Annotated in this window: 22 protein-coding genes; 7 read left to right on the top strand and 15 right to left on the bottom strand. The window is 66.8% G+C overall.

The window, feature by feature from the left end:
• The first annotated feature begins 92 nt into the window (after positions 1–92).
• Both acnA and JGR78_RS18495 read left to right on the top strand, forming a co-directional pair.
• Complete coding sequence (gene acnA, locus JGR78_RS04275; RefSeq protein ID WP_182803190.1) at positions 93–2,876, top strand: aconitate hydratase AcnA; 2,784 nt, start codon at positions 93–95, stop codon at positions 2,874–2,876.
• Between the two features lie 254 nt (positions 2,877–3,130).
• Positions 3,131–4,030, top strand: a complete 900-nt coding sequence (locus tag JGR78_RS18495; RefSeq protein ID WP_182803188.1) for a calcium-binding protein — start codon at positions 3,131–3,133, stop codon at positions 4,028–4,030.
• Positions 4,031–4,073: 43 nt separating this feature from the next.
• Here the strand turns inward: JGR78_RS18495 and JGR78_RS04265 are convergent, their stop codons facing one another.
• The 9 genes from JGR78_RS04265 to yajC form a co-directional block, all read right to left on the bottom strand.
• Positions 4,074–4,619: a DsbE family thiol:disulfide interchange protein gene (locus JGR78_RS04265; RefSeq protein ID WP_182803185.1), complete on the bottom strand. Its 546-nt coding sequence runs from the start codon at positions 4,617–4,619 to the stop codon at positions 4,074–4,076.
• Entirely contained in the window at positions 4,612–4,758 is a 147-nt protein-coding gene (gene ccmD / locus JGR78_RS04260) for a heme exporter protein CcmD (protein ID WP_182792422.1), read from the bottom strand. The genes JGR78_RS04265 and ccmD overlap by 8 nt, the downstream gene beginning before the upstream one ends.
• Positions 4,755–5,480, bottom strand: a complete 726-nt coding sequence (locus JGR78_RS04255) for a heme ABC transporter permease (protein ID WP_182792421.1) — start codon at positions 5,478–5,480, stop codon at positions 4,755–4,757. Before JGR78_RS04255 ends, ccmD begins: the two co-directional genes overlap by 4 nt.
• A gap of 42 nt (positions 5,481–5,522) precedes the next feature.
• Positions 5,523–6,179, bottom strand: coding sequence for a heme exporter protein CcmB (ccmB, locus tag JGR78_RS04250; RefSeq protein WP_182792420.1), 657 nt, complete (start codon positions 6,177–6,179; stop codon positions 5,523–5,525).
• A gap of 100 nt (positions 6,180–6,279) precedes the next feature.
• On the bottom strand, positions 6,280–6,912 hold the full coding sequence (gene ccmA, locus JGR78_RS04245) for a heme ABC exporter ATP-binding protein CcmA (RefSeq protein WP_182803183.1): 633 nt from the start codon (positions 6,910–6,912) through the stop codon (positions 6,280–6,282).
• Positions 6,912–7,265, bottom strand: a complete 354-nt coding sequence (locus tag JGR78_RS04240; RefSeq protein WP_182792418.1) for an Mth938-like domain-containing protein — start codon at positions 7,263–7,265, stop codon at positions 6,912–6,914. Before JGR78_RS04240 ends, ccmA begins: the two co-directional genes overlap by 1 nt.
• Positions 7,265–8,260 (bottom strand): protein translocase subunit SecF, encoded by a 996-nt coding sequence (secF, locus tag JGR78_RS04235; RefSeq protein WP_182792417.1) that lies wholly within the window; start codon positions 8,258–8,260, stop codon positions 7,265–7,267. Before secF ends, JGR78_RS04240 begins: the two co-directional genes overlap by 1 nt.
• A 10-nt stretch (positions 8,261–8,270) precedes the next feature.
• Entirely contained in the window at positions 8,271–9,935 is a 1,665-nt protein-coding gene (gene secD / locus JGR78_RS04230; RefSeq protein WP_182792416.1) for a protein translocase subunit SecD, read from the bottom strand.
• A gap of 12 nt (positions 9,936–9,947) precedes the next feature.
• Complete coding sequence (yajC, locus tag JGR78_RS04225; RefSeq protein WP_182803181.1) at positions 9,948–10,283, bottom strand: preprotein translocase subunit YajC; 336 nt, start codon at positions 10,281–10,283, stop codon at positions 9,948–9,950.
• 209 nt (positions 10,284–10,492) lie between these two features.
• Between yajC and mazG the strand changes: the two genes are divergently transcribed.
• Both mazG and JGR78_RS04215 read left to right on the top strand, forming a co-directional pair.
• A complete protein-coding gene (gene mazG / locus JGR78_RS04220) occupies positions 10,493–11,290 on the top strand; it encodes a nucleoside triphosphate pyrophosphohydrolase (protein WP_182803179.1) in 798 nt (265 codons plus the stop codon).
• A gap of 110 nt (positions 11,291–11,400) precedes the next feature.
• Positions 11,401–12,108 carry an intradiol ring-cleavage dioxygenase gene (locus JGR78_RS04215; protein WP_182803177.1) on the top strand — a complete coding sequence of 236 codons (708 nt, stop codon included), beginning with the start codon at positions 11,401–11,403 and terminating at the stop codon, positions 12,106–12,108.
• Here JGR78_RS04215 and dusA read toward each other — a convergent pair whose 3' ends face one another.
• The gene (dusA, locus tag JGR78_RS04210; protein WP_182803175.1) at positions 12,109–13,101 is read right to left on the bottom strand and encodes a tRNA dihydrouridine(20/20a) synthase DusA; all 993 of its coding nucleotides are present in this window, start codon (positions 13,099–13,101) and stop codon (positions 12,109–12,111) included.
• Positions 13,102–13,295: 194 nt separating this feature from the next.
• On the opposite strand from dusA, the gene JGR78_RS04205 reads away from it, so the two are divergent.
• On the top strand, positions 13,296–13,673 hold the full coding sequence (locus tag JGR78_RS04205) for an iron-sulfur cluster assembly accessory protein (protein WP_182792411.1): 378 nt from the start codon (positions 13,296–13,298) through the stop codon (positions 13,671–13,673).
• Between the two features lie 225 nt (positions 13,674–13,898).
• Positions 13,899–14,645 (top strand): triose-phosphate isomerase, encoded by a 747-nt coding sequence (gene tpiA / locus JGR78_RS04200; RefSeq protein WP_182792410.1) that lies wholly within the window; start codon positions 13,899–13,901, stop codon positions 14,643–14,645.
• A gap of 33 nt (positions 14,646–14,678) precedes the next feature.
• On the opposite strand, the gene JGR78_RS04195 is transcribed toward tpiA, so the two are convergent.
• The 3 genes from JGR78_RS04195 to JGR78_RS04185 all read right to left on the bottom strand — a co-directional run bounded on the left by JGR78_RS04195 (position 14,679) and on the right by JGR78_RS04185 (position 17,532).
• The gene (locus JGR78_RS04195) at positions 14,679–15,776 is read right to left on the bottom strand and encodes an ABC transporter ATP-binding protein (RefSeq protein WP_182803215.1); all 1,098 of its coding nucleotides are present in this window, start codon (positions 15,774–15,776) and stop codon (positions 14,679–14,681) included.
• An 83-nt stretch (positions 15,777–15,859) separates the two neighbouring features.
• Positions 15,860–16,666, bottom strand: a complete 807-nt coding sequence (locus JGR78_RS04190; protein WP_182803171.1) for an ABC transporter permease — start codon at positions 16,664–16,666, stop codon at positions 15,860–15,862.
• Positions 16,663–17,532, bottom strand: a complete 870-nt coding sequence (locus JGR78_RS04185; protein ID WP_182803169.1) for an ABC transporter permease — start codon at positions 17,530–17,532, stop codon at positions 16,663–16,665. Before JGR78_RS04185 ends, JGR78_RS04190 begins: the two co-directional genes overlap by 4 nt.
• A 219-nt stretch (positions 17,533–17,751) precedes the next feature.
• On the opposite strand from JGR78_RS04185, the gene JGR78_RS04180 reads away from it, so the two are divergent.
• Positions 17,752–18,876: a TRAP transporter substrate-binding protein gene (locus JGR78_RS04180; protein WP_182803167.1), complete on the top strand. Its 1,125-nt coding sequence runs from the start codon at positions 17,752–17,754 to the stop codon at positions 18,874–18,876.
• A gap of 103 nt (positions 18,877–18,979) precedes the next feature.
• Here the strand turns inward: JGR78_RS04180 and JGR78_RS04175 are convergent, their stop codons facing one another.
• Together JGR78_RS04175 and JGR78_RS04170 are read right to left on the bottom strand one after the other, a co-directional pair.
• A complete protein-coding gene (locus JGR78_RS04175) occupies positions 18,980–20,998 on the bottom strand; it encodes a TRAP transporter large permease subunit (RefSeq protein ID WP_182803165.1) in 2,019 nt (672 codons plus the stop codon).
• Positions 20,995–21,660, bottom strand: a complete 666-nt coding sequence (locus tag JGR78_RS04170) for a TRAP transporter small permease subunit (protein ID WP_182803163.1) — start codon at positions 21,658–21,660, stop codon at positions 20,995–20,997. Before JGR78_RS04170 ends, JGR78_RS04175 begins: the two co-directional genes overlap by 4 nt.
• Positions 21,661–21,796: the final 136 nt, after the last annotated feature.

Raw genomic sequence — 21,796 nt, 5'->3', positions numbered from 1 at the left:
CGCCCCCCTGACTCGTCCAGAACGCTTGCACCGCAGGACGAGTCGGGGCAATTCGGGCGTCGTCTGCCACCTTGTCCCTGAGGAAGCTTGCCATGCCCATCGTCACCGGAACAGACACAGCCAAGACCCGCCGCGACCTGACGGTCGGCGGGAAGACCGTGGCCTATTACTCGATCCCCGCCGCGACCGAGGCGGGACTGGGCGATTTCTCGAAGCTGCCGGCCTCGCTGAAGGTCGTGCTTGAAAACATGCTGCGCTTCGAGGACGACGGCTTCACCGTCAGCGTGGACGACATCAAGGCCTTCGCCGAATGGGCGCAGAACGGCGGCAAGTCCGACCGCGAGATCGCCTATCGTCCGGCCCGCGTGCTGATGCAGGACTTCACCGGCGTCCCGGCGGTGGTGGACCTTGCCGCGATGCGCGACGGGATCGTGGCGCTGGGGGGTGACGCGCAGAAGATCAACCCGCTGAACCCGGTCGATCTGGTCATCGACCACTCGGTCATGGTGGACGAGTTCGGCAACCCCCGCGCCTTCCAGCGCAACGTCGATCTGGAATACGAACGGAACATGGAACGCTACCAGTTCCTGAAATGGGGCCAGGGCGCGTTCAACAACTTCCGCGTGGTGCCGCCCGGCACCGGCATCTGCCATCAGGTGAACCTGGAATATCTGGCGCAGACGGTCTGGACAGACACCGATCAGGACGGCAAGACCGTGGCCTATCCGGATACGCTGGTCGGCACCGACTCGCACACGACGATGGTCAACGGACTTGCCGTCCTCGGCTGGGGCGTCGGCGGGATCGAGGCCGAGGCCGCGATGCTGGGCCAGCCGATTTCCATGCTGATCCCCGAGGTCGTGGGCTTCAAGGTCACCGGCGCGCTGCGCGAGGGCGTGACCGCCACCGACCTCGTGCTGAAGGTCGTCAAGATGCTGCGCGACCACAAGGTCGTCGGCAAGTTCGTCGAGTTCTACGGCGAGGGGCTGGACAACATGCCGCTGGCCGACCGCGCCACCATCGCCAACATGGCGCCCGAATACGGCGCGACCTGCGGCTTCTTCCCGATCGACGACGAGACCCTGCGCTACCTGCGCCAGACCGGCCGCGACGAGGACCGCATCGCGCTGGTCGAGGCCTATGCCCGCGCCAACGGCATGTGGCGCGAGAAGGGCTTCGAGCCTGTCTTCACCTCGACCCTGCATCTCGACCTGGACGACGTGGTGCCGGCGATCTCGGGGCCGAAGCGCCCGCAGGACCACGTCGCGCTGGATGCCGCCGCCCAGACCTTCAAGGATTACATCAGCAGCCTGCCGCCCGCGCCGACGGCGCCCGTCCAGCAGAAGGCGAAGATGACGGCGGAAGGCGGCGCACCCATGCCGCACCCCGACGACATCCCGGGCGGCGACCGGGACGGCTCGATTGCGCGTGCCGCGGTCGAAGGCAAGGATTACGCGCTGCATGACGGCTCGGTGGTGATCGCGGCGATCACCTCCTGCACCAACACCTCGAACCCTTACGTGATGATCGGAGCGGGCCTTGTCGCCCGCAAGGCGCGGGCGTTGGGGCTGAACCGCAAGCCCTGGGTCAAGACCTCGCTGGCCCCTGGATCGCAGGTCGTCAGCGAATACCTGAACGCCGCCGGCCTGCAGGAGGATCTGGACGCGCTGGGCTTCGACCTCGTGGGCTTCGGCTGCACCACCTGCATCGGCAACTCGGGGCCGCTGGAGCCGGTGATTTCCAAGGCGATCAACGACAACGACCTGGTGGCCGTGTCGGTGCTGTCGGGCAACCGCAACTTCGAGGGCCGGATCTCGCCGGACGTGCGCGCGAACTACCTGGCCAGTCCGCCCTTGGTCGTGGCCTATGCCATCGCCGGGGACATGAACATCGACATCACGACCGAGCCGCTGGGCACGGGCAAGGACGGCCAGCCCGTCTATCTGAAGGACATCTGGCCCACCTCGCAGGAGGTCAGCGACCTTGTCCACGAGGTCGTCACCCGCGAGATGTTCCAGAAGAAATACGCCGACGTCTTCAAGGGCGACGAGCGCTGGCAGGCGGTCGAGACCACGGACAGCGAGACCTATGACTGGCCGCCGACCTCGACCTACATCCAGAACCCGCCCTATTTCCAGGGAATGTCGCAGGAACCCGGCGTGATCTCGGACATCGAGGGCGCGCGGGTGTTGGCGGTCCTCGGCGACATGATCACCACCGACCACATCTCGCCCGCCGGCTCGTTCAAGCCGACGACCCCGGCCGGGAAATACCTGATCGAGCGTCAGGTCGCGCCCGCCGACTTCAACAGCTACGGCTCGCGCCGCGGCAACCACGAGGTCATGATGCGCGGCACCTTCGCCAACATCCGCATCAAGAACGAGATGCTGGAGGGCGTCGAAGGCGGCTACACCAAGGGCCCGGACGGGCAGCAGGCATCGATCTACGACGCCGCGATGGCGTGGAAGGACCGGGGCGTTCCGCTGATCGTGGTGGGGGGCGTCGAATATGGCGCGGGTTCCAGCCGCGACTGGGCGGCCAAGGGCACCAACCTGCTGGGCGTCAAGGGTGTCATCGCCGAAAGCTTCGAGCGCATCCACCGTTCGAACCTCGTGGGCATGGGCGTGATCCCCTTCGAGTTCACGGGCGGCGACAACCGCAAGACCCTGGGCCTGAAGGGCGACGAGGAAATCTCGATCACCGGGCTGGCAGGCGACTTCAAGCCGCTGGCGCTCGTGCCCGCCACGATCCGCTACGCCGACGGGACCGAGAAGACCGTGCAGCTCAAGGCGCGCGTCGATACCGAGGTCGAGATCGAATATCTCAAGAACGGCGGCGTCCTGCACTACGTGCTGCGCAACCTTGCCAAGTCCTGAGCCTGTCAGGCAGCCTGTCTGGACATATCATCAAGGCCCCGGGAAACCGGGGCCTCTTTTCTGGGCCTTTCCGGCGTCCTGAATGCACGACGGATACCGCAGGCGAAAACAGGAACGCCTTCTTCCCATCACGGGTCAGAACCCCTCTATCGCCGGTCAGCAAACACCCGCCGGTCGCAATGGCGTCACGGGAATATTTTTCTCCGTGATACGTTGTCTTCGTGACCACACCCGGTCAGGCAAGGAGAATCGGCATGGCGATCATCAACGGAAACGACAGGGCGAACACTCTTTACGGCACCCCGCTGGGCGACCTGATCCGCGGGTTCGACGGTGACGACCGTCTTTATGGCCGCGCAGGCAACGACACCATCCATGGCGGCGATGACGATGACCGCATCTGGGGTGAGGCAGGCAACGATCTCCTCAACGGTGGCGACGATGAGGACTCGATCTGGGGCGGCACCGGCAACGACACCATCAATGGCGGCGACGACGACGACCGCCTATGGGGTGACGCTGGTAACGACCTCCTCACCGGCGGCGATGGCGAGGACTCGATCTGGGGCGGCGATGGTAATGACACCATCACCGCTGACGACGGCAACGACTATATCCACGGCGGCCTCGGGCACAACCTGATCAATGCCGGAGACGGCAACGACACGATCTGGTCGGCATCCGGTTCCGACACCATCAACGCGGGCGATGGCAACGACTGGATTTCGTCGGGCGCGGGCGGCGACCGGATCTTCGGGCTGGATGGCAACGACACCATCGACGCAGGGGCCGGCAACGACATCGTCATCGGCGGAGAGGGTAACGACCGCATCCGCGGCGGCGGCGGCAACGACGACCTGGCCGCGGGCGAAGGCAGCGACACGCTGGACGGCGGCGGTGGCAACGACATGCTGCGGGGCGGCGAGGGCGACGACCTGTTCATCTTCAACGCGGGGCAGGACACAATCCGCAACTTCGACAGCGAGGATGACAGGATCGACCTGCGCAGCTTTGCCGGGCTGGACAGCTTTGCCGATGTGCGGGACCACCTGAGTCAGTCGGGCGGGCACGTCTATTTCCGCGATGGCTCGGACTCGCTGAAGATCGAGTGGACCTCGCTGGCAAGCCTCGGGTCCGACGACTTCATCTGGTGATCGGGGGGCCGGGAGCCGGGGGTGCAGGCAAGGCGCTGCGCCCTCAGCTTCCGGCGGCCAGTGCCTTGTCCAGTTCGTGGCGGAAGCGGTCGGTGTAATCCTCGCGCACCAGCGGCCCTGCGTGGCGGTGCAGGATGTTGCCCTCGCCGTCCAGGATGAAGGTCTCGGGCGGGGCGGTCACGCCCCATTCGATCGCCGTGCGGCCCTGCGGATCGGTGGCGATCGCGGCGAAGGGATCGCCATGTTCCGACAGAAAGCGCAGCGCCGCAGGTTCAGGGTCCTTGAGATCAATGCCGACGACCTTGATGCCCTCGGCCGTCAGGGCCTCCAGCGTGGGATGCTCGGCCCGGCAGGGCGGGCACCAGCTTGCCCAGAAGTTGACAACCGTCACCTCGCCCGTCCGCAGGTCGGCGTCGGTCAGTTGCGTCTTGCCGGACAGCGTGGTCGCGGAGACCGGCGGCGCCTGCCGCCCCACGAAGGCCGAGGGCAGCTCGTTCGGATTGTCCCGCCCCATGCCCCACAGGAAGATGGCGGCAAGGCCCGCGAAGGCCAGCGGCGGAATGGCGACAAGCGGAGAGATCCTAGCCACGGCGTTCCACCTTCTCCAGCGCACGACGCGCCCGTGCTGCGGCGATCAGCGTCTGGGCGATCAGGCCCACGATCAGCACGCCGGAAATGCCCCAGGCGGTCAGCACCGGGACTGCGTGGCGTCCAAGCTCGGTCATCATGCGCGAATCTCCCTTGCCAGCAGGGCCGCGGTGCGGCGGCGGCGGATCTCGGTGCGGGTGCGGATCAGCAGCAGCGTGACGAACAGAAGGAAGAACCCCAGCATGCAGGCATACAGCGGATAGCTGTAGACCGAACTGATCCGGTCACCCGGCGCCACGCTGATGGTTGCGCCCTGGTGCAGCCCCTGGTTCCAGAAGTTCACCGCATAACGCGACAGCAGCGCAAAGACCGAGCCGACGAGGCACAGAACGCCCGTCAGATCGGCGGCGTTGTCAGGGTTCTCGATCGCCGACCACAGGGCCATGTAGCCCAGGTAGAACAGGAACAGGATCAGGAACGAGGTCAGCCTCGGGTCCCATTCCCACCATGTTCCCCAGGTCGGCTGGCCCCAGACCGCGCCAGTGACCAGCGCCATCAGCGTCATCACCGCACCGATGGGCGCTGCCGCGCGGGCGGCCAGCGCGCTGACGTGGTGGCGGCGGACCAGCCAGATCAGCGAGGCGACCAGCATCATGATCCAGATGTTGATCGCCATCATCGCGGACGGGACATGCAGGAACATGATCTTGACGGTCGCGCCCTGCTTGTAGTCCTCGGGCGTCATCCAGCCCCAGACCAGCCCGATGGGCAGGCAGATGGCCGTGGCCCCGATGATCCACGGCAGAACCGCACCGGAGGTCCGCATGAACTTGACGGGGTTGGCATATTCCCAGATCGACATGGTCTTTCCTCTAGCCGCCCAAGGCGGCGCCGTGAAGTCCCCTCACCGCAGGTTGACCCGCAGGGCACCCGCCGCGGCAAAGGGGATCGCGGCCAGCACAAGAAGGGTGATCCCGGCCAGCAGCACCAGAGGCGTCGTTCCGTCACCGCCTGCGGCCCCGCGTCGCACCGCCTCGGCCCCGAAGATCAGGGTGGGCACATAGAGCGGCAGGACCAGCAGCGACATCAGCAGCCCCCCGCGGCGCAGGCCCACGGTCAGGGCCGCGCCGAAGGCCCCCAACATCGACAGGGCGGGCGTGCCCAGCAGCAGCGCGGCGACCAGCCAGAGCTGCGCCTCCGAGGGAAGATGCAGCAGGATGCCGAAGACCGGCGCGGCCACGACCAGCGGCAGGCCGGTGGTGATCCAGTGGGCGGCGGCCTTGACCAGCACCGCGCCTTCCATCGGCAGGGGCGCGGTGGCGAGCAGGTCGAGGCTGCCGTCCTCCCAGTCCAGCGCGAAGATGCGGTCCAGCGACAGCAGACAGGCCAGCAGCGCGCCGACCCACAGGATGCCGGGCGCGATCCGGGCCAGCGTGCCCCCTTCCGGCCCGACGCCAAAGGGAACCAACGTGCAGACGATCAGGAAAAAGGCAAGGCCGAGGCCGAAGCCGCCCCCGGCCCGCGTGGCGAGCCTCAGGTCACGGATCAGCAGGGCGAGCATGACGCTCTCACTTGGGGCAATTCATAAAAATCCCGCGGGGCACCGTTCCCGTTCATGAGGGTGCGATGCTCTCGCCCCCACAGTGAAAGGCCAAGGTCATTCATCCGAAGGCCTCGTCGAAGCTTGCGGGTGCCCGAGAAGGCGCCCCTGCAGTGGCGCGATAGGCGCCCAGGTCCAGCACCCGCGCCTCGGGCAGCCCAAGGTCGATGTGGGTCGCCATCAGCGCCGCGCCCCCTTGCGCCAGATGGGCGCGGACCACTTGCGCGAACAATGCGACCGAACCCGCATCCAGCGAGACGGTCGGCTCGTCCAGAACCCAGACCGCGCGTCCCGTCACCAGCAGCCGGGCAAGGCCAAGCCGACGCTTCTGCCCCGCGGACAGCATCGCCGCCGGTCGCTCGGCCAAGGCAGTCAGGTTCATCGCCTCCAATGCCGGTTCGACGGCAGGTCCGCCGAAGACCTCGCGCCAGAAGCGCAGGTTCTCGGCCACGCTCAGCGCGCTTTTCAGCCCGTCGGCATGTGCGGAATAGGCGATCACGTCGGGATCGGTGATGATCTCGCCTTCGGTCGGCGGCTGCAGCCCGGCCACGGTCCGCAGCAGGGTCGTCTTGCCGATGCCGTTGGGGCCGCGCAGGATCAGCGCCTCTCCCCGGTCCAGCGCGAAGCTGATCCCTTCGACAGCGCGGCGGCCACCTCGGGACACGGCGAGGCCCCTCGCCTCGACCAGCGGCATCAGACGGGTATCAGCGCGCAGGCGACGCGCCGCCCCTCGGACAGCGTGAGGTTGTAGCTGCGGGCGGCGCTGGGGGTGGACATCGTCTCGACCATCAGCCCCGCGTCTTCAATCGCGGCCATCAGGGATGCGGGCAGTCGCGCGATCTCGGCGCCCATACCGATGAACAGCACATCGACCGACCCGCCGAGGCCCGTCAGCCCGTCCACGTCATCCAGCCCGCCCCAGGGCCGCAGATCTTCGCCGGCAAGCAGCACCGGGCCATGATGAACCTGACCCGCCACGCGGAAGAAGCCGGGGCCGTAGCCGTCCACCGGAATACCGTCGGGATAGTCGGTTTCGCGCATCGCCATCAGGGCGCGTCCTGAAAGGGCGTGCCCGCCAGTTCGTCCCGCTCGGCCTTCTGCGTCTTCTCGGGCTTGCCCCAGTCGCGGCGCACGCCCAACCACAGCACGATGCTTTTCGCCAGGTAGACCGTCGAGTAGGCCCCGATGAAGACGCCCAGGAACATCGCGAAGACGAAGTTGCGGATCACGTCCCCGCCCCAGATCAGCAGCGGCGCCAGCGCCAGCGCCGTGGTCATGGCGGTCATGACCGTGCGCGACAGCGTTTCGTTCACCGTCAGGTTCATGATGTCAATCAGGGGCATCGTCTTGAACTTGATCAGGTTCTCGCGCAGCCGGTCGAAGACCACCACCGTGTCGTTGACCGAATAACCGAGGATCGTCAGCAGCGCCGCGATGGTCGTGAGGTCGAAACGCAACTGGAACAGCGAGAAGATTCCGACCGTGATCAGCACGTCATGGATCAGCGCCGTGACCGCGCCCACTGCGAACTGCCATTCGAACCGCAGCCAGATATACAGCAGGATGCCAAGGGCCGCTGCGCTGACCGCGTAGATGGCGGTCATGATCAGCTCGCCCGAAACCTTTGGACCGACCGATTCCACCGCTGCGAAGCTGACATTCGGATCGACCACCTGCAGCGCGGCCTCGATCCGGTTCAGTTCCTCGGGCGTGACCGAGCCGGTGTCGTCGGTCGCGCCGATGCGGATCTGCGCGACATGACGGTCGGCGCCGAAGGTGGGGTCGAAGACCTCGGTGATCGAGACATCGCCGAGATCAAGCGCCTCAAGGGCCTGCCGGTAGTCGCTGACCTCGAAGGCGGTCGAGCTTTCCGCCCGGATCGTGGTGCCGCCCTTGAAGTCGATGCCGAAGTTCAACCCCATCGTCAGGGCGATGATGACCGAAGCAACCATCAGGACGAAGGAGATGCCGGTGGTCAGCCACTGCCAGCGGAAGAAGTCGATCTTCGTGTTGTCGGGGACGAGTTTCAGACGGAAGGCCATGATAATCCCCTTACAGGACCAGTTCGGTCGGGCGGCGGCGTTCCAGCCAGATTATGATCAGCAACCGCGTCAGGTAGATCGCGGTGAAGACCGAGGTCGCGATGCCGATGACCAGCGTGACCGCGAAGCCCTTCACCGGCCCCGAGCCGAGGAAGAACATCACCAGCGCGGCGATGAAGGTGGTGACGTTGGCGTCGATGATCGCGCTCATCGCCTCGTTGAAGCCGTCGTCGATGGCCTTCACCACGCGCTTGCCGGCCCGCAGTTCCTCGCGGATGCGCTCGTAGATGATGACGTTGGCGTCCACCGCCGTGCCCACCGTCAGCACGATGCCCGCGATGCCGGGCAGCGTCAGCGTGGCCCCCATCGCCCCCATGATCGCGAGGATCAGGATGACGTTGACGACAACGGCGATCGAGGCGAAGACCCCGAACAGCCCGTAGCTGGCCACCATGTAGGCCACGACCAGCACGGTCGCGATGGTGGCGGCCTTGCTGCCGGCGTCGATCGAATCCTGCCCCAATTCCGGGCCGATGGTGCGTTCCTCAAGGAAGGTCATCTCGGCCGGAAGGGCGCCCGCCCGCAGCAGCACGGCCAGTTGCGTGGACTCCTCAACCGACATCGCGCCCGAGATCTGGCCCGAGCCGGTGGTGATCGCCTGCCGGATCACCGGTGCCGAGATCACCTGTTCGTCCAGCACGATGGCAAAGGGCTGGCCGATGTTGGCCGTGGTATAGGCCCCGAAGCGGCGCGCACCCTGCGGACCGAAGCGGAAATCCACGGAAGGCTGGCCGTTCTGATCGAAGCTGGGCCGCGCGTCGGTCAGGTCCTCGCCGGTGACGACGGGCGCCTCGGCCAGCGTGTAATAGACGCCGGGCTCGTCCATGGACGGCACGACGATGTTGCCAAGGCCCGCCTGCACGTTCGGATCGGTGCCGCGCCCGACGACCGGGTTGAAGGTCAGCTTGGCGGTGGTTCCGATCAGTTCCTTCAACTCCTCGGCCGAGCCGATGCCGGGCACCTGAATCAGGATGCGATCCTGGCCCTGCCGCTGGATCGTCGGCTCGCGGGTGCCGACCTCGTCCACGCGGCGGCGCACGATCTCCAGCGACTGCTGGATGGTGCGGTCGTCGGTCGCGGCCTTTTCGGCCGCCGAAAGCTGCACGATCAGGGTGGGTCCGCTTGCCGTGACGTCGAGGGTCGAGGCCCCTGCCCCCGTCAGCGACACCACCGGCGCCGCGAAGGTCCGCGCGATCTGCACCGCGCGGGACATCTGGTCGGGATTGCCGATCTCGACATGCAACTGGTCAGGAGGCCCCGGAACCCGGCGGACGCCGCCTAAGCTGTCGCGCTCGGCCGCCAGCGCATCGCGCAGTTCCGGCCACAGCGCAGTCATGCGCGACTGATAGACCTCGTCGACATTGATCTCGCCCAGAAGATGCGCCCCGCCCCGCAGGTCAAGCCCGAGGTTCACCAGCGTCGAGGGCAGCCAGTCCGGCCACAGCGACCGGGCCGCCGCCTGTTCGGGCGTCTCGAACCCCGCCCGTCCGGCCTCGACGATGGCGTCGTTATGCGCCTCGACCCGCCCGTAGAACAGGTTGGGCATCGCATAAAGCAGCCCGAGGGCCACGAGGGCGAGGATCAGGATGCGCTTCCAGGTCGGGATCTGCAGCATGGCGGCCGCGCCTTACGCGTTCGCGGCGGCGGGGGCGGTGCGGTTGACCACCTGCGCGATAGTAGGGCGGACGACGCGGATGCGGACGCCCTGGGCGATCTCGACCTCGACCTCGTCGTCGCGCACGGCCATGACCTTGCCGATGATGCCGCCCTGGGTGATGACGGTGTCGCCCTTTTTCAACGTCTCGATCATCTGGCGATGCAGCTTCATCTTCTTCTGCTGCGGCCGCATGATCAGGAAATACATGATCAGGAAGACCAGAATCAGCGGGATGAACTGGGCGAAGGCTGCGCCGCCGCCGGCGGCGGGTGCCGCGGCCTGGGCAAAGGCGGGGGAGACGAACATGGGCGATCCTTGTCGAAGGGTCCGGGTGCGCGGGCCACAGGGGCGCCGGGCGGCGAATTGGCGCGGAACCTAGTCGCGCAAGCCGCCCTTGTCCAGAAACAGCCGCCGCTGTCGGGCCTACGCCAGGTCACGACTGCGGGGGCGGATGGTGGACTCTCTCCCTCCGCTCGTGTCTTTGGGCGGCAGTCCATCTCAGGGAGGCAATCTCCATGTCCGACGCATCCGAGGAAACCCGCCGCCTGATCGCCATCATGGCCGCCCTGCGCGACCCCCGGACCGGCTGCCCCTGGGACATCGAGCAGGACTTTGCCACCATCGCCCCCTACACCATCGAGGAAGCCCACGAGGTCGCTGACGCCATCGCGCGGCAGGCCTGGGATGAACTGCCGGGCGAGTTGGGGGATCTGCTGCTGCAGGTGGTGTTCCACGCACAGATGGCTTCTGAGAAGGGGATGTTCGATTTCGCCGATGCCGCCCGCGCGATCTCGGACAAGCTGGTGGCCCGCCACCCCCATGTCTTCGGCGACGAATCGCGCGAGAAATCCGCCGAGCAGCAGGTGAAGGACTGGGAGGCGATCAAGGCGCAGGAACGCGCCGCCAAGGCGGAACGCGGCACGCTGGACGGCGTGGCGCTGGGGCTTCCTGCCCTGACCCGGGCAGTCAAGCTGCAGAACCGCGCGGCCCGCGTCGGCTTCGACTGGCCCGCGACGGACCAGGTGCTGGACAAGCTGCGCGAGGAAACCGCCGAGCTGGTCGCCGCCCGCGACAGCGCCGACCCCGGGCATCTCGCCGAGGAATTTGGCGACCTGCTGTTCGTGATGGCGAACCTCGCCCGCCACCTCAGGATCGACCCCGAGGAGGCGCTGCGCGGCGCGAACGCCAAGTTCACCCGCCGCTTCCAGTCGATCGAGGCCGCGCTGGCCGCGCAGAGCCGCCGCCCCCAGGATTCGACGCTGGAAGAGATGGACGCGCTGTGGGACGCGGCAAAGGCGGCCGAGAAGACCTGACCGAAAACCACAACCGCGCGAGATGCGGCGGCGCGGCTTGACTTGGGTCTTCCCAGCTGCCGTCCTGAACCTGCCGCCCGCGGTTGCGGGCCAGCAGCAGAGGCAGCCCCATGGCCCCACATGATCCGACCCGTCGCGCGCTGCTTGCCGCGCTTGCGGCCACGTCCGCCGCGATGCTGGGTGCCCGCCCGACCGTCGCACAGGGGAACGCGGCGGCCTCGGCGGGCCTCATCTCGCCCAATGTCTGCCTGCTTGGCGTCGATGTGACGGAAGGCCCGTTCTACCTTGACCGGAGGATGGTCCGCGCCGACGTGACCGAAGGCAGACCGGGCCTTCCACTGGAGATGGCGATCCAGATCGTGGACGCATCCTGCCGCCCCATCCCGCAAGCGCGCGTGGACATCTGGCATTGCGATGCGCTCGGCGTCTATTCCAACGTCGCCGGACAGGATACCGCGGGGGAAACCTTCCTGCGCGGCACCCAGATGGCGGACGAGCGCGGGATTGTGACCTTCAGGACGATCTATCCCGGCTGGTACCGGGGACGCACCACTCATATCCACCAAAAGGTGCATCTTGATGACACCAACGTGCTGACCGGCCAGATCTTCTCTCCCGACGCGCTGTCCCGGCGGATTTATGACCAGATGCAGCCCTATGCCGGGCGGCGGGCGGAACGCGACACCTTCAACGGGAGCGACGGGATCGCGCGGCGTGCAGGCCCCGGCGCCTTCGCCGGGATGGAGGCGGCGGGCAATGGCTACCGCGGCAGCCTGGTCATCGGCGTGGACCCGCAGGCCACAAGCCGCAGCGCCTGACTAGCCGCTGACCGCGGCCAATGCGGCATCGTAGTCCCCGAGCGTTCCGCTCGCGCCGCGCTCGGACAGGATGCGCTTCCATGCCCTTGCGCCGGGGCGACCGTGAAACAGCCCCAGCATGTGCCGGGTGACCTGGTGCATCCGCCCGCCCGCCCCGATGTGCCGCGCGATCAGTTCGCGCATGGCCAGCGCAGCTTCCGCCGGTTCGGCAAAGGGCGGCTCGTCGCCCCAAAGCCGGTCCGCCGCCCCGAGGATGTTCCACGGCTCATGATAGGCTGCGCGACCGATCATGACGCCGTCCATCGCCCCAAGATGCGCCTCTGCCGCCTGCAGCGAGCCGATGCCGCCGTTGACCGACAGGTGCAGCGACGGGAAGGCCGCCTTCATCGCATGGACCAGCGGATAGTCGAGCGGCGGGATCTCGCGGTTCTCGCGCGGGCTGAGCCCCTGCAGCCAAGCCTTGCGGGCATGGATGGTGACGCGGCGCACCCCCGCGGCGGCAAGCGTTTCCAGAAAGGCGGGCAGCACCTCGGCAGGCTCCTGCTCGTCCACGCCGATGCGGCATTTCACCGTGACCTCGACGGGGCTGACGGCCTGCATGGCGCCGATGCAATCGGCGACCAGTCCGGGCGTCTTCATCAGCACGGCCCCGAAGCAGCCCGACTGCACCCGGTCGCTGGGGCAGCCGACGTTCAGGTTGATCTCGTCGTAACCCCAGTCGGCTGCGATCCGCGTGGCCTCGCGCAGTTCGGCCGGGTCCGAACCGCCAAGCTGCAGCGCCACCGGATGCTCGGCCGCGTGATGGTCCAGAAGCCGCGCACGGTCGCCATGGATGACGGCGGGCGCCGTCACCATTTCGGTATAAAGCAGCGCCCGCCGGCTGAGCAGCCGGTGGAACCCTCGGCAGGCGCGGTCAGTCCAGTCCATCATGGGGGCCACGGACAAACGGGCCGCCCGGACGGCCGGATCGTTGTCGCAGCGGTTCAGGGGCATTCCGACCGTCATCGGTGTATCAGTATGAGGGGGCAGCGGATTGGGCATGAGACTGGCGCATGTAGCAGATGCAGGGCACCGGCCGCAACTCGGCGGCCGATGACAGGCCGCCGGGGTTGATGCGGCCATGCAGGCGCGGCTTGAGCCTGACGCTGTCCCTTCCTATCTTGGTGGCAAGCGCGAAAGGCCTCCTCATGTTCTCGATCCCCGGCAAGTCCCCTGTCACCATCACTCCCGCCGCCGAGGTGCGGATCGCCCGGCTCATGGCCGACAAGGGCGCATCGGGCCTGCGGATCGGGCTGAAGAAGGGCGGCTGCGCGGGGATGGAATACACGATGGAACTGGCCGAGACCGCCCTGCCCAATGACGAGGTGGTGGAACAAGGCGCCGCCCGCGTGCTGATCGCACCCACGGCACAGATGTTCCTGTTCGGCACCCAGATCGATTACCAGACCGGGCTTCTGGACAGCGGCTTCCGCTTCGTGAACCCCAATGTCACCGATAGCTGCGGCTGCGGGGAATCGGTCCGGTTCGAGCCTCTGGAAGGCTCGGCTGCGCGCCGCGACAGCTGAGGGCGGCCCTTCGTCAGCGCCGGAGCCTCCGGCGGGGATATTTCAGGCCGAAAGACGGACTGTGCCTTTCTTGACCGGACGACGCTTCTTCTTCGGGCAAATATCCTGGGATCGTCGTGTACGCCGATGGGGCAACGTCCCTGCGCGGCGGTGACGCGCGGCACGGGGCCTTGATCCGCCTTGACCTGACGGGCTAGGCCAAGGCCGACCTTACAGGAGGATCTGATGTCGCCCCGCAAGCTCGCTGCCGGAAACTGGAAGATGAATGGAACCCTCGCCGCGCTGGCGGAGGTCGAGATGCTGATGCGCGACTGCGCGGGTGCGGGGGTCGAGATGCTGATCTGCCCGCCCGCCACGCTGCTGCGCCCGATGGCCGAGCGCGTCAGGCAAGGCACCGTTGCCGTCGGCGGGCAGGACTGCCACGCGAAGGAAGCGGGCGCGCATACCGGCGACATCTCGGCCGAGCAACTGCGGGATGCGGGCGCGACCCATGTGATCGTCGGCCATTCGGAACGCCGGGCCGATCACGACGAGACGGATGAGGCCGTTTCGGCCAAAGCCGTGGCCGCTCATCGCGCCGGCATCACCAGCGTCATCTGCGTCGGCGAAACCGAGGCGCAACGCGACGCGGGCGAGACGCTGGACGTGATCGCGCGCCAGCTTGCGGGCTCGGTCCCGGATTGCGCCACCGCCGGGAACACCGTGATCGCCTATGAGCCTGTCTGGGCCATCGGCACCGGCCGCACGCCCACGAGCGACCAGATTGCCGAGGTCCATGCAGCCATGCGCGATGCGTTGGTGGCCCGCTTTGGTGACGGGGCCGGGTTCCGCCTGCTTTACGGCGGCAGCGTCAAGCCGTCGAACGCCGCCGAAATCTTCGCCATCGCCAATGTCGACGGGGCGCTGGTGGGGGGCGCAAGCCTCAAGGCCGCGGATTTCGGTCCCATCGTCAAGGCGCTGGACGCCGCCTGAACCCTTGGCACGGCCCGGCGCGCCGGGCCGTCCCTACCGGAACAGGATCAGCGAGCCTGGCGACCAGCTTACGCGAGTGCGGGTGCCGAGGTCCGGCAGGTCGCGACCGAAGACGTTGCGCATCGAGATGCGGACCTGATGCGCCTGGCCGTCGAAGCGGTCGGCTCCGTCCAGCCGCACGTCGTAATACGTCATGTCACCGTAATAGACCATTTCCTCGATCACGGCAGAGGTCTCGCGGTCCGGCGCGGGGGCGTCGCGGGGCAGCAGCGTCACGGCCTCGGGGCGGAAGCCGACCGAGGGGCCGCTGTCGCCCGCATCGGCGCGGCTGACATTGGCGGCGGGGATGTCGAACTCGCCGAAGCCGGGGACATCGACCCTCACCCCCTGCCCCCTTTCGCCCAGGATATGGGCGGGCAGGAAGTTCATCACCCCGATGAAATCCGCGACCCGGCGGCTGACGGGGCGGGTGTAAAGCGCTTCGGCGTTGTCGAGCTGCGCGATCTCGCCCTCGAACATGACGGCGATGCGGTCGGACATGACCAGCGCTTCCTCCTGGTCGTGCGTCACCAGCACGAAGGTGATGCCGACCTGCCGTTGCAGCTTGATCAACTCGACCTGCATCTGCTCGCGCATCTTGCGGTCGAGGGCGGACAGCGGCTCGTCCAGCAGCAGCACCTTGGGCTTGAGGATCAGCGCGCGGGCCAGCGCCACCCGCTGCCGCTGGCCCCCCGACAGGGCGTGGGCGGCGCGGGCGCCGTAGCCGCGCAGCCCGACCATCTCCAGCGCTTCCTCGACCGCCTTGGCCTTTTCCGCCTTGGACCGGGGATCGCGGCGCAACCCGAAGGCCACGTTCTGGGCCACGGTCAGGTGCGGGAAGATGGCGTAGGACTGGAAGACCATGTTCGTCGGCCGCACGTTCGCGGGCACCTTCGCCATGTCACGCCCGTCAATCAGAACCACGCCCGAGCCGATGTCCTCGAACCCCGCAATGGTCCGCAGCAGCGTGGTCTTGCCGCAGCCCGACGGGCCGAGAAGCGAGAAGAACTCGGCCTCGCGGATGGTCAGGTCGATGCCGCGCAGGGCGTGGTAGTCGCCGTAATACTTGTGGACGCCCCGGCACTCGATCATGGCGCGGCGCGTCTCGATGGGCGTGGGACGGCCGTGTTCGTCGCGGGCAGGTCCGCCCTCGCGGGGGATGGGGTTTCGGGCGTTCACAGGAACCCTCCGCTGCTGGTCTGGCCGGTGCGGGCGGCGCCGCGGCGGCGGAAATATTCGGCGATCGCCAGAAGCAGGATCGACATCGCCACCAGCACCGTCCCCAGCGCCATGATCATCGGGATCGACTTGGGGAAGCGAAGCTGGCTGAAGATATAGGTGGGCAGGGTCGGCTCGTTCCCGGCGAGGAAGAAGGCGATGATGAACTCGTCCAGGCTGACGGTGAAGCTCATCAGCATGGCCGAGATGATGCCGGGCATGACCAGCGGCAGGATCACCAGCCGGAAGGCGCTCCATTTCGTTTCGCCGAGGTCGTAGGCGGCTTCCTCGAGCGACTTGTCCAGCGAGGAAAAGGCGGTCGTCATGATCGCCACGGCATAGGGCATGCAGATCAGCGTGTGGCCGATGATGACGGTCAGGATGGACAGTTGAACCCCCACCGCCAGCAGCACCACCAGAAGCGAGATGCCGACGATGATCTCGGGCAGGATCAGCGGCAGCATGATGAGGCCAAGCGCCGCTCCCTTCCCCGGAAAGCGGTAGCGGGTCGAGGCGCGGGCGGCGAAGATCCCGAGGCAGGTCGCCAGCACCGCCGAACTCAGCGCGATGGTCAGCGAGTTCACCAGCGCCCGCCGCAAGGTCGCATTCCCCCACATTTGCCCGAACCACTGGGTGCTGAAGTCCTGCAGCGGGAAGGCGATGATCGTGCCCGAGTTGAAGGCGAAGATCGGCAACAGCAGGATCGGCGCGTAAAGGAACAGCAGGTAAAGCAGCGCATAGGCGCGCAGGCCCCCGCCCCTCATTGCCGGACCCGCAGGAAGCGTCGGTTGAGCAGCAGGAAGATCACCGCCAGCACCGCGACGATGCCCATGGCCGTGACCGCGATGGCCGAACCATAGGGCTTGTTGTCGATGTCCAGCATCTGCGCCTGGATGAGGTTGGCAACCATGGGGATCTTGCCGCCGCCGATCAGGGTCGGGGTGACGTAGTCCCCGATGGTCGGGATGAAGACGATCAGCACCGCCGCCAGGACGCCCGGCATCGCCAGCGGCAGCGTCACCCGCCAGAAGGTCATCAGCCGGCTTTCGCCGAGGTCGCGACCCGCTTCCAGCAGCGAGCGGTCGATCTTTTCCAGCGCCACGTAGATCGGCAGGATGGCGAAGGGCGCATAGGCATGGGCCAGAGTCACCACGATCGACCCGGTATTATACAGAAGGAAGCCCAGCGGCTGCTCGATGACCCCGAGGTTCTTCAGGCCAGAGTTGATGACGCCGTTATAGCCCAGGATCACCTTCCACAGGAAGACGCGGATCAGGTAGCTGGTCCAGAAGGGGATGGTGATGAGGAAGATCCACATCGCCTTGTGCTTCGGCGGCACCACGAAGGACAGGAAATAGGCCACCGGAAAGGCCAGCACCACCGTCACCAGCGTCACCAGCCCCGCGACCCACAGCGACCGCAGCATCAGCGTGCGGAAGATCGGATCGGCCCAGACGGCGCGGTAGTTTTCCAGCGTGAACTCGCGGATGATGGTCTGGTAGCCGTCCTTGAGGAAGGAAAAGGCCAGGATCGTCAGCAGCGGGATGGCCAGCATCAGGACGGCATAGACCAGCGGCGGCGCGATCATGCGCAGCCCCTGCCCGGCCTCGCTGCCGTGTGCGGTCGCCATCGTTCCGTCCCTGCCGGTTAAATCGTTTTGCGGCATCGATTCCATAGTCCTGCGCCAAGGGAAAGACGCAATCGCGCGAGCGCGGCCAAAGCCCGAGATGACTTTCCGTCAGGTCGATGCGGCGCCATGTGGACAGACCCCCCGCGCAGATGCAATCTGCGCGCATAAAGCGGGGGCGGCCGGGTCAAGGCCGACATCCGTCACAGAGGAGGACATGATTTGACCGACAAGACCAAACTCGACCGCCGCCGGTTCCTGACGACCGCCTCGCTGGGCGGCGCCGCGGCTGCGGCCGGTGCGACGCTCGCAGCGCCCGCCATCGCGCAGGAGATGCCCGCAATCACCTGGCGCGTTGCCTCGTCCTTCCCCAAGTCGCTTGAAACCATCTACGGCAGCGGCGTCGACGTGTCCGAGCGCGTCAAGGCCATGACCGACGGCAAGTTCACCCTGCAGGTCTTCGCGGCGGGCGAGATCGTCCCCGGCCTGCAAGCCATCGACGCGGCGACCGATGGCACGGTCGAGGTCGCGAACTCGGTCGGCTACTACAGCTGGGGCAAGGACCCGGCCTTCGCCTGCGGCGCCGACCTGCCCTGGACCTTCAACGCGCGGGGCAAGGCGGCCTACAACTATCACGGCGGCGGGATCGATTCCTACAACGAGTTCCTGGTCAAGCAGAACCTGTTCTGCCTGCCCGTCGGCAACACCGGCGCGCAGATGGGCGGCTGGTACCGCAAGCAGATCACCGGGCTGGCGGACATGCAGGGCCTGAAGATGCGGATCTCGGGCCTTGCGGGCCGCGTGGTGGAAAAGCTGGGCGTCGTGCCGCAGCAGATCGCCGGGGGCGACATCTATCCGGCGCTGGAAAAGGGCACCATCGATGCCGCCGAATGGGTCGGCCCCCATGACGACGAGAAGCTGGGCTTCCAGAAGGTCGCCCCCTATTACTACTATCCCGGCTTCTGGGAAGGCGGGCCGACCGTGGGGATGTTCTTCAACCTCGCCAAGTGGAACGAGCTGCCCGAAGTCTACAAGGCGATCCTGCGGTCTGCCTGCCAGGCGACGGACCTGAACACGTTGTCGGAATACGACTACAAGAACCCGCCCGCGCTGAAGCGTCTGGCCCAGTCGGGCGCCCAGCCCCTTCCCTTCCCCGAGGACGTGATGCAGGCGGGCTTCGACGCCTCGCGTCAGGTTTATGACGAGCTTTCCGCCGAGAACGCCGAGTTCAAGCGGATGTGGGACGCGCAGAAGCCGTTCCTGTCGGACTGGTATCTTTACAGCCAGACGACGGACTACACCTTCGACACGATGATGATGATCCAGCAGCGCAACGGGAAAGTATAAGCCTTTCCGTTCGGGCTGCGCCGCCGTCCCTTCTCGGGGCGGCGGTTTTTTCCTGCCGGTATCGCAAATCGAAAAGGGCGCCTCGCGGGCGCCCTTTGTTTGTTCAGTTGCTGGCCGGAGCCGGCGGCGCGGGTGTGACCGGAACGGTGATCGTCCCGGTCGTCGTGCCCGCCTCGGGCTGGGCTGCCGGGGCAGGTGCGCCGAAGCTCGGCGGACCACCCAAGGCCCCAAGACCACCCGCCGGAGCCGCTGGCTCGGCTGCAGGTGCCGCAGGCTCGGGCGCAGGTGCAGGTGCAGGTGCAGGTGCGGGCGAACCGAAGTTCGGCGGGGCGCCAAGTCCCCCCAATCCGCCGCCCGGCGCTGCGGGAGCGGCAGGCGTCGCCGCATCCGAAGGCGCAGGCGCGGCGGGCGCCCCGAAGGGGTTGCCAAGTCCGCCCACCCCACCCGGCGCCGCGGGGGCGCCAAAGGGGTTGCCGCCAAGGCCGCCCAAGCCCCCAAGCCCGCCGCCGAGGTTGCCCGCCGGGAAGCTGACCTCGACATCCGAGGTGTCGATCGCCGGTCCCTTGTAGTGCATGACCATGCCCGGGAAGAGCATGACGATGCCGACCATCACCAACTGGATGCAGACATAGGGCACCGCGCCCCAGTAGATCTGCCCGGTCCGCACCGGCTCCATCATCAGGCCGGTCACCTTGTCCTTGTAGGGGACCTTGGGCGCGACTGATCGCAGGAAGAACAGCGAGAAGCCGAAAGGCGGGTGCATGAACGAAGTCTGCATGTTCACGCCCAGAAGGACGCCGAACCAGATCAGGTCGATCCCCAGGCTTTCCGCCGCAGGCGCCAGCAGCGGGACGATGATGAAGGCCAGTTCGAAGAAGTCGAGGAAGAAGGCCAGCAGGAAGACCAGGATCGAGACGACGATCAGGAAGCCGTACTGTCCGCCCGGCAGCGAGGTCAGCAGATGCTCGACCCAGATATGCCCGTTCACCCCGTAGAAGGTCAGCGAGAAGACCCGCGCCCCGATCAGGATGAACATGACAAAGGACGAGAGCCGCGTGGTCGCGGTCAGCGCCTGCGGGATCACGCCGCCGCCCAGCCGGCCCTTGGCGCCCGCGAGGATCAGCGCACCGACCGCGCCCATCGCTCCGCCCTCGGTGGGCGTTGCGATTCCAAGGAAGATCGTCCCCAGCACCAGGAAGATCAGCGCCAGCGGCGGGATCAGGACGATGATGACCTGCTGCGCCAGACGGCTCATCACGTTGGTCTTCAGCGTCCGGTCCAGCAGCGCCAGCACGTAGATCACGATCACCGCGGCCGAGGGCGCGAGGATATCCGCGTTGGTGCCGTAGCTCGGATACATCCAGATGAACAGCGCATAGGCCAGCGCACCCGTCAGGCCCAGCGCCACCAGCAGCGAGGTCACGCCGGAACCCAGCGTCCGTGCCTCTTTCGGCAGCGCTGGCATCGAGTTCGGGCGGATGATCGTCATCACGAAGATATAGGCCATGTAGAACCCGGTCAGCACGAGACCCGGGATCATGGCGCCCTTGTACATGTCGCCCACCGACCGGCCGAGCTGGTCGGCCAGAACGATCAGCACCAGGCTGGGCGGGATGATCTGCGCCAGCGTCCCCGAGGCCGCGATGGTCCCCGAGGCGATCCGCCGGTCATAGCCATAGCGCAGCATGATCGGCAGCGAGATCAACCCCATCGCGATCACCGAGGCTGCGACCACGCCCGTCGTCGCCGCCAGCAGGGCGCCGACGATGATGACGGCATAGGCAAGGCCGCCCCGCACGGGTCCGAAAAGCTGGCCGACGGTGTCGAGCAGATCCTCGGCCATGCCGGATTTCTCAAGCACGATGCCCATGAAGGTGAAGAAGGGGATGGCCAGCAATGTCTCGTTGGATAACAACCCCCACAGCCTGTCGGGCATGGCCTGCAGCAGGTTCCAGGACAGGTTGATGTTGCCGCCCGACAGGGGCGCGAGTTCCACCCCGATGACGAAGAACAGCAATCCGTTGGCGGCCAGCGCGAAGGCGACGGGGTAGCCCAGCAGCAGGAACACCACGAGGCTTGCGAACATGATCGGCGCCATGTTCTGCGCGATCAGTTCCATCATTTGCGCGGTCCCCGGTCGGTATGGTTGGTGCTGTGGTCAAGGGGATGGTCGATCTGGTCCGTCAGCGGATGATCAGGATCGGCAAAGCCCGCCCCGGACAGCAGCTTGTCGTCGATAACGACCTCGCCATGGGCCGAGAACTGCGCCTGCGTGTCGGGGATGATGCCGCGCATCACCGCGATCTTCTTGATGATCTCGGATATCCCTTGGAAGAACAGCAGCACGAACCCCGCCAGCAGCAGCGCCTTGGCCGGCCACAGGACCAGCCCGCCCGCGTTCATGGACCGTTCGCCCGAGGCGATCGAGCGTTCCAGCCAAGGCACCATCAGCCAGATCATCAGGATGACGAAGGGCATCAGGAACAGCACATGCCCGATCAGGTCGATCCAGTGCTGGGTCCGGCGCGAGCGACCGCCGTAGATGATGTCGATGCGGATATGTTCGTTTTCCAGCAGCGTATAGGCCGCCGCCAGCAGGAAGGCCGCGCCGAACAGATACCATTGCAGTTCCAGCCAGGCGTTCGAGGAAATCGACCATACCTTGCGGATGATCGCGTTCCCCGCGCTGACAAGCACGGCGACAAGGATCAGCCAGCTCACGCTGCGTCCGATCACCGTGTTGATGCGGTCGATGCCGCGGGACATGGCCAGCAGGCCGCTCATGTCGAGATCCCTCCCCGTCGCTGCCGCTTTGCCTGGGCCTTGGCGGCCTGTTTGATGCGGCCTTGATTGTCGCGCGGATATGGATGAGCAGCCCGGCAGCGGTCAAGCATTTCCGTGGGTCAGGCGATGGGTTGTG

The organism is Paracoccus sp. MC1862 (genome assembly GCF_016617715.1).
In the GTDB taxonomy this organism is placed as follows: Bacteria; Pseudomonadota; Alphaproteobacteria; order Rhodobacterales; family Rhodobacteraceae; genus Paracoccus.
This window is presented reverse-complemented; position numbering and strand designations above follow the sequence as displayed.

Coding starts and splice junctions, on each gene's coding strand:
- acnA (WP_182803190.1), top strand. CDS start 93: ATGCCCATCGTCACCGGAACAGACACAGCCAAGACCCGCCGCGACCTG.
- JGR78_RS18495 (WP_182803188.1), top strand. CDS start 3,131: ATGGCGATCATCAACGGAAACGACAGGGCGAACACTCTTTACGGCACC.
- ccmD (WP_182792422.1), bottom strand. CDS start 4,758: ATGATGACCGAGCTTGGACGCCACGCAGTCCCGGTGCTGACCGCCTGG.
- JGR78_RS04255 (WP_182792421.1), bottom strand. CDS start 5,480: ATGTCGATCTGGGAATATGCCAACCCCGTCAAGTTCATGCGGACCTCC.
- ccmB (WP_182792420.1), bottom strand. CDS start 6,179: ATGCTCGCCCTGCTGATCCGTGACCTGAGGCTCGCCACGCGGGCCGGG.
- ccmA (WP_182803183.1), bottom strand. CDS start 6,912: ATGCCGCTGGTCGAGGCGAGGGGCCTCGCCGTGTCCCGAGGTGGCCGC.
- JGR78_RS04240 (WP_182792418.1), bottom strand. CDS start 7,265: ATGGCGATGCGCGAAACCGACTATCCCGACGGTATTCCGGTGGACGGC.
- secF (WP_182792417.1), bottom strand. CDS start 8,260: ATGGCCTTCCGTCTGAAACTCGTCCCCGACAACACGAAGATCGACTTC.
- secD (WP_182792416.1), bottom strand. CDS start 9,935: ATGCTGCAGATCCCGACCTGGAAGCGCATCCTGATCCTCGCCCTCGTG.
- yajC (WP_182803181.1), bottom strand. CDS start 10,283: ATGTTCGTCTCCCCCGCCTTTGCCCAGGCCGCGGCACCCGCCGCCGGC.
- mazG (WP_182803179.1), top strand. CDS start 10,493: ATGTCCGACGCATCCGAGGAAACCCGCCGCCTGATCGCCATCATGGCC.
- JGR78_RS04215 (WP_182803177.1), top strand. CDS start 11,401: ATGGCCCCACATGATCCGACCCGTCGCGCGCTGCTTGCCGCGCTTGCG.
- dusA (WP_182803175.1), bottom strand. CDS start 13,101: ATGCCCCTGAACCGCTGCGACAACGATCCGGCCGTCCGGGCGGCCCGT.
- JGR78_RS04205 (WP_182792411.1), top strand. CDS start 13,296: ATGTTCTCGATCCCCGGCAAGTCCCCTGTCACCATCACTCCCGCCGCC.
- tpiA (WP_182792410.1), top strand. CDS start 13,899: ATGTCGCCCCGCAAGCTCGCTGCCGGAAACTGGAAGATGAATGGAACC.
- JGR78_RS04195 (WP_182803215.1), bottom strand. CDS start 15,776: ATGATCGAGTGCCGGGGCGTCCACAAGTATTACGGCGACTACCACGCC.
- JGR78_RS04190 (WP_182803171.1), bottom strand. CDS start 16,666: ATGAGGGGCGGGGGCCTGCGCGCCTATGCGCTGCTTTACCTGCTGTTC.
- JGR78_RS04185 (WP_182803169.1), bottom strand. CDS start 17,532: ATGGCGACCGCACACGGCAGCGAGGCCGGGCAGGGGCTGCGCATGATC.
- JGR78_RS04175 (WP_182803165.1), bottom strand. CDS start 20,998: ATGATGGAACTGATCGCGCAGAACATGGCGCCGATCATGTTCGCAAGC.
- JGR78_RS04170 (WP_182803163.1), bottom strand. CDS start 21,660: ATGAGCGGCCTGCTGGCCATGTCCCGCGGCATCGACCGCATCAACACG.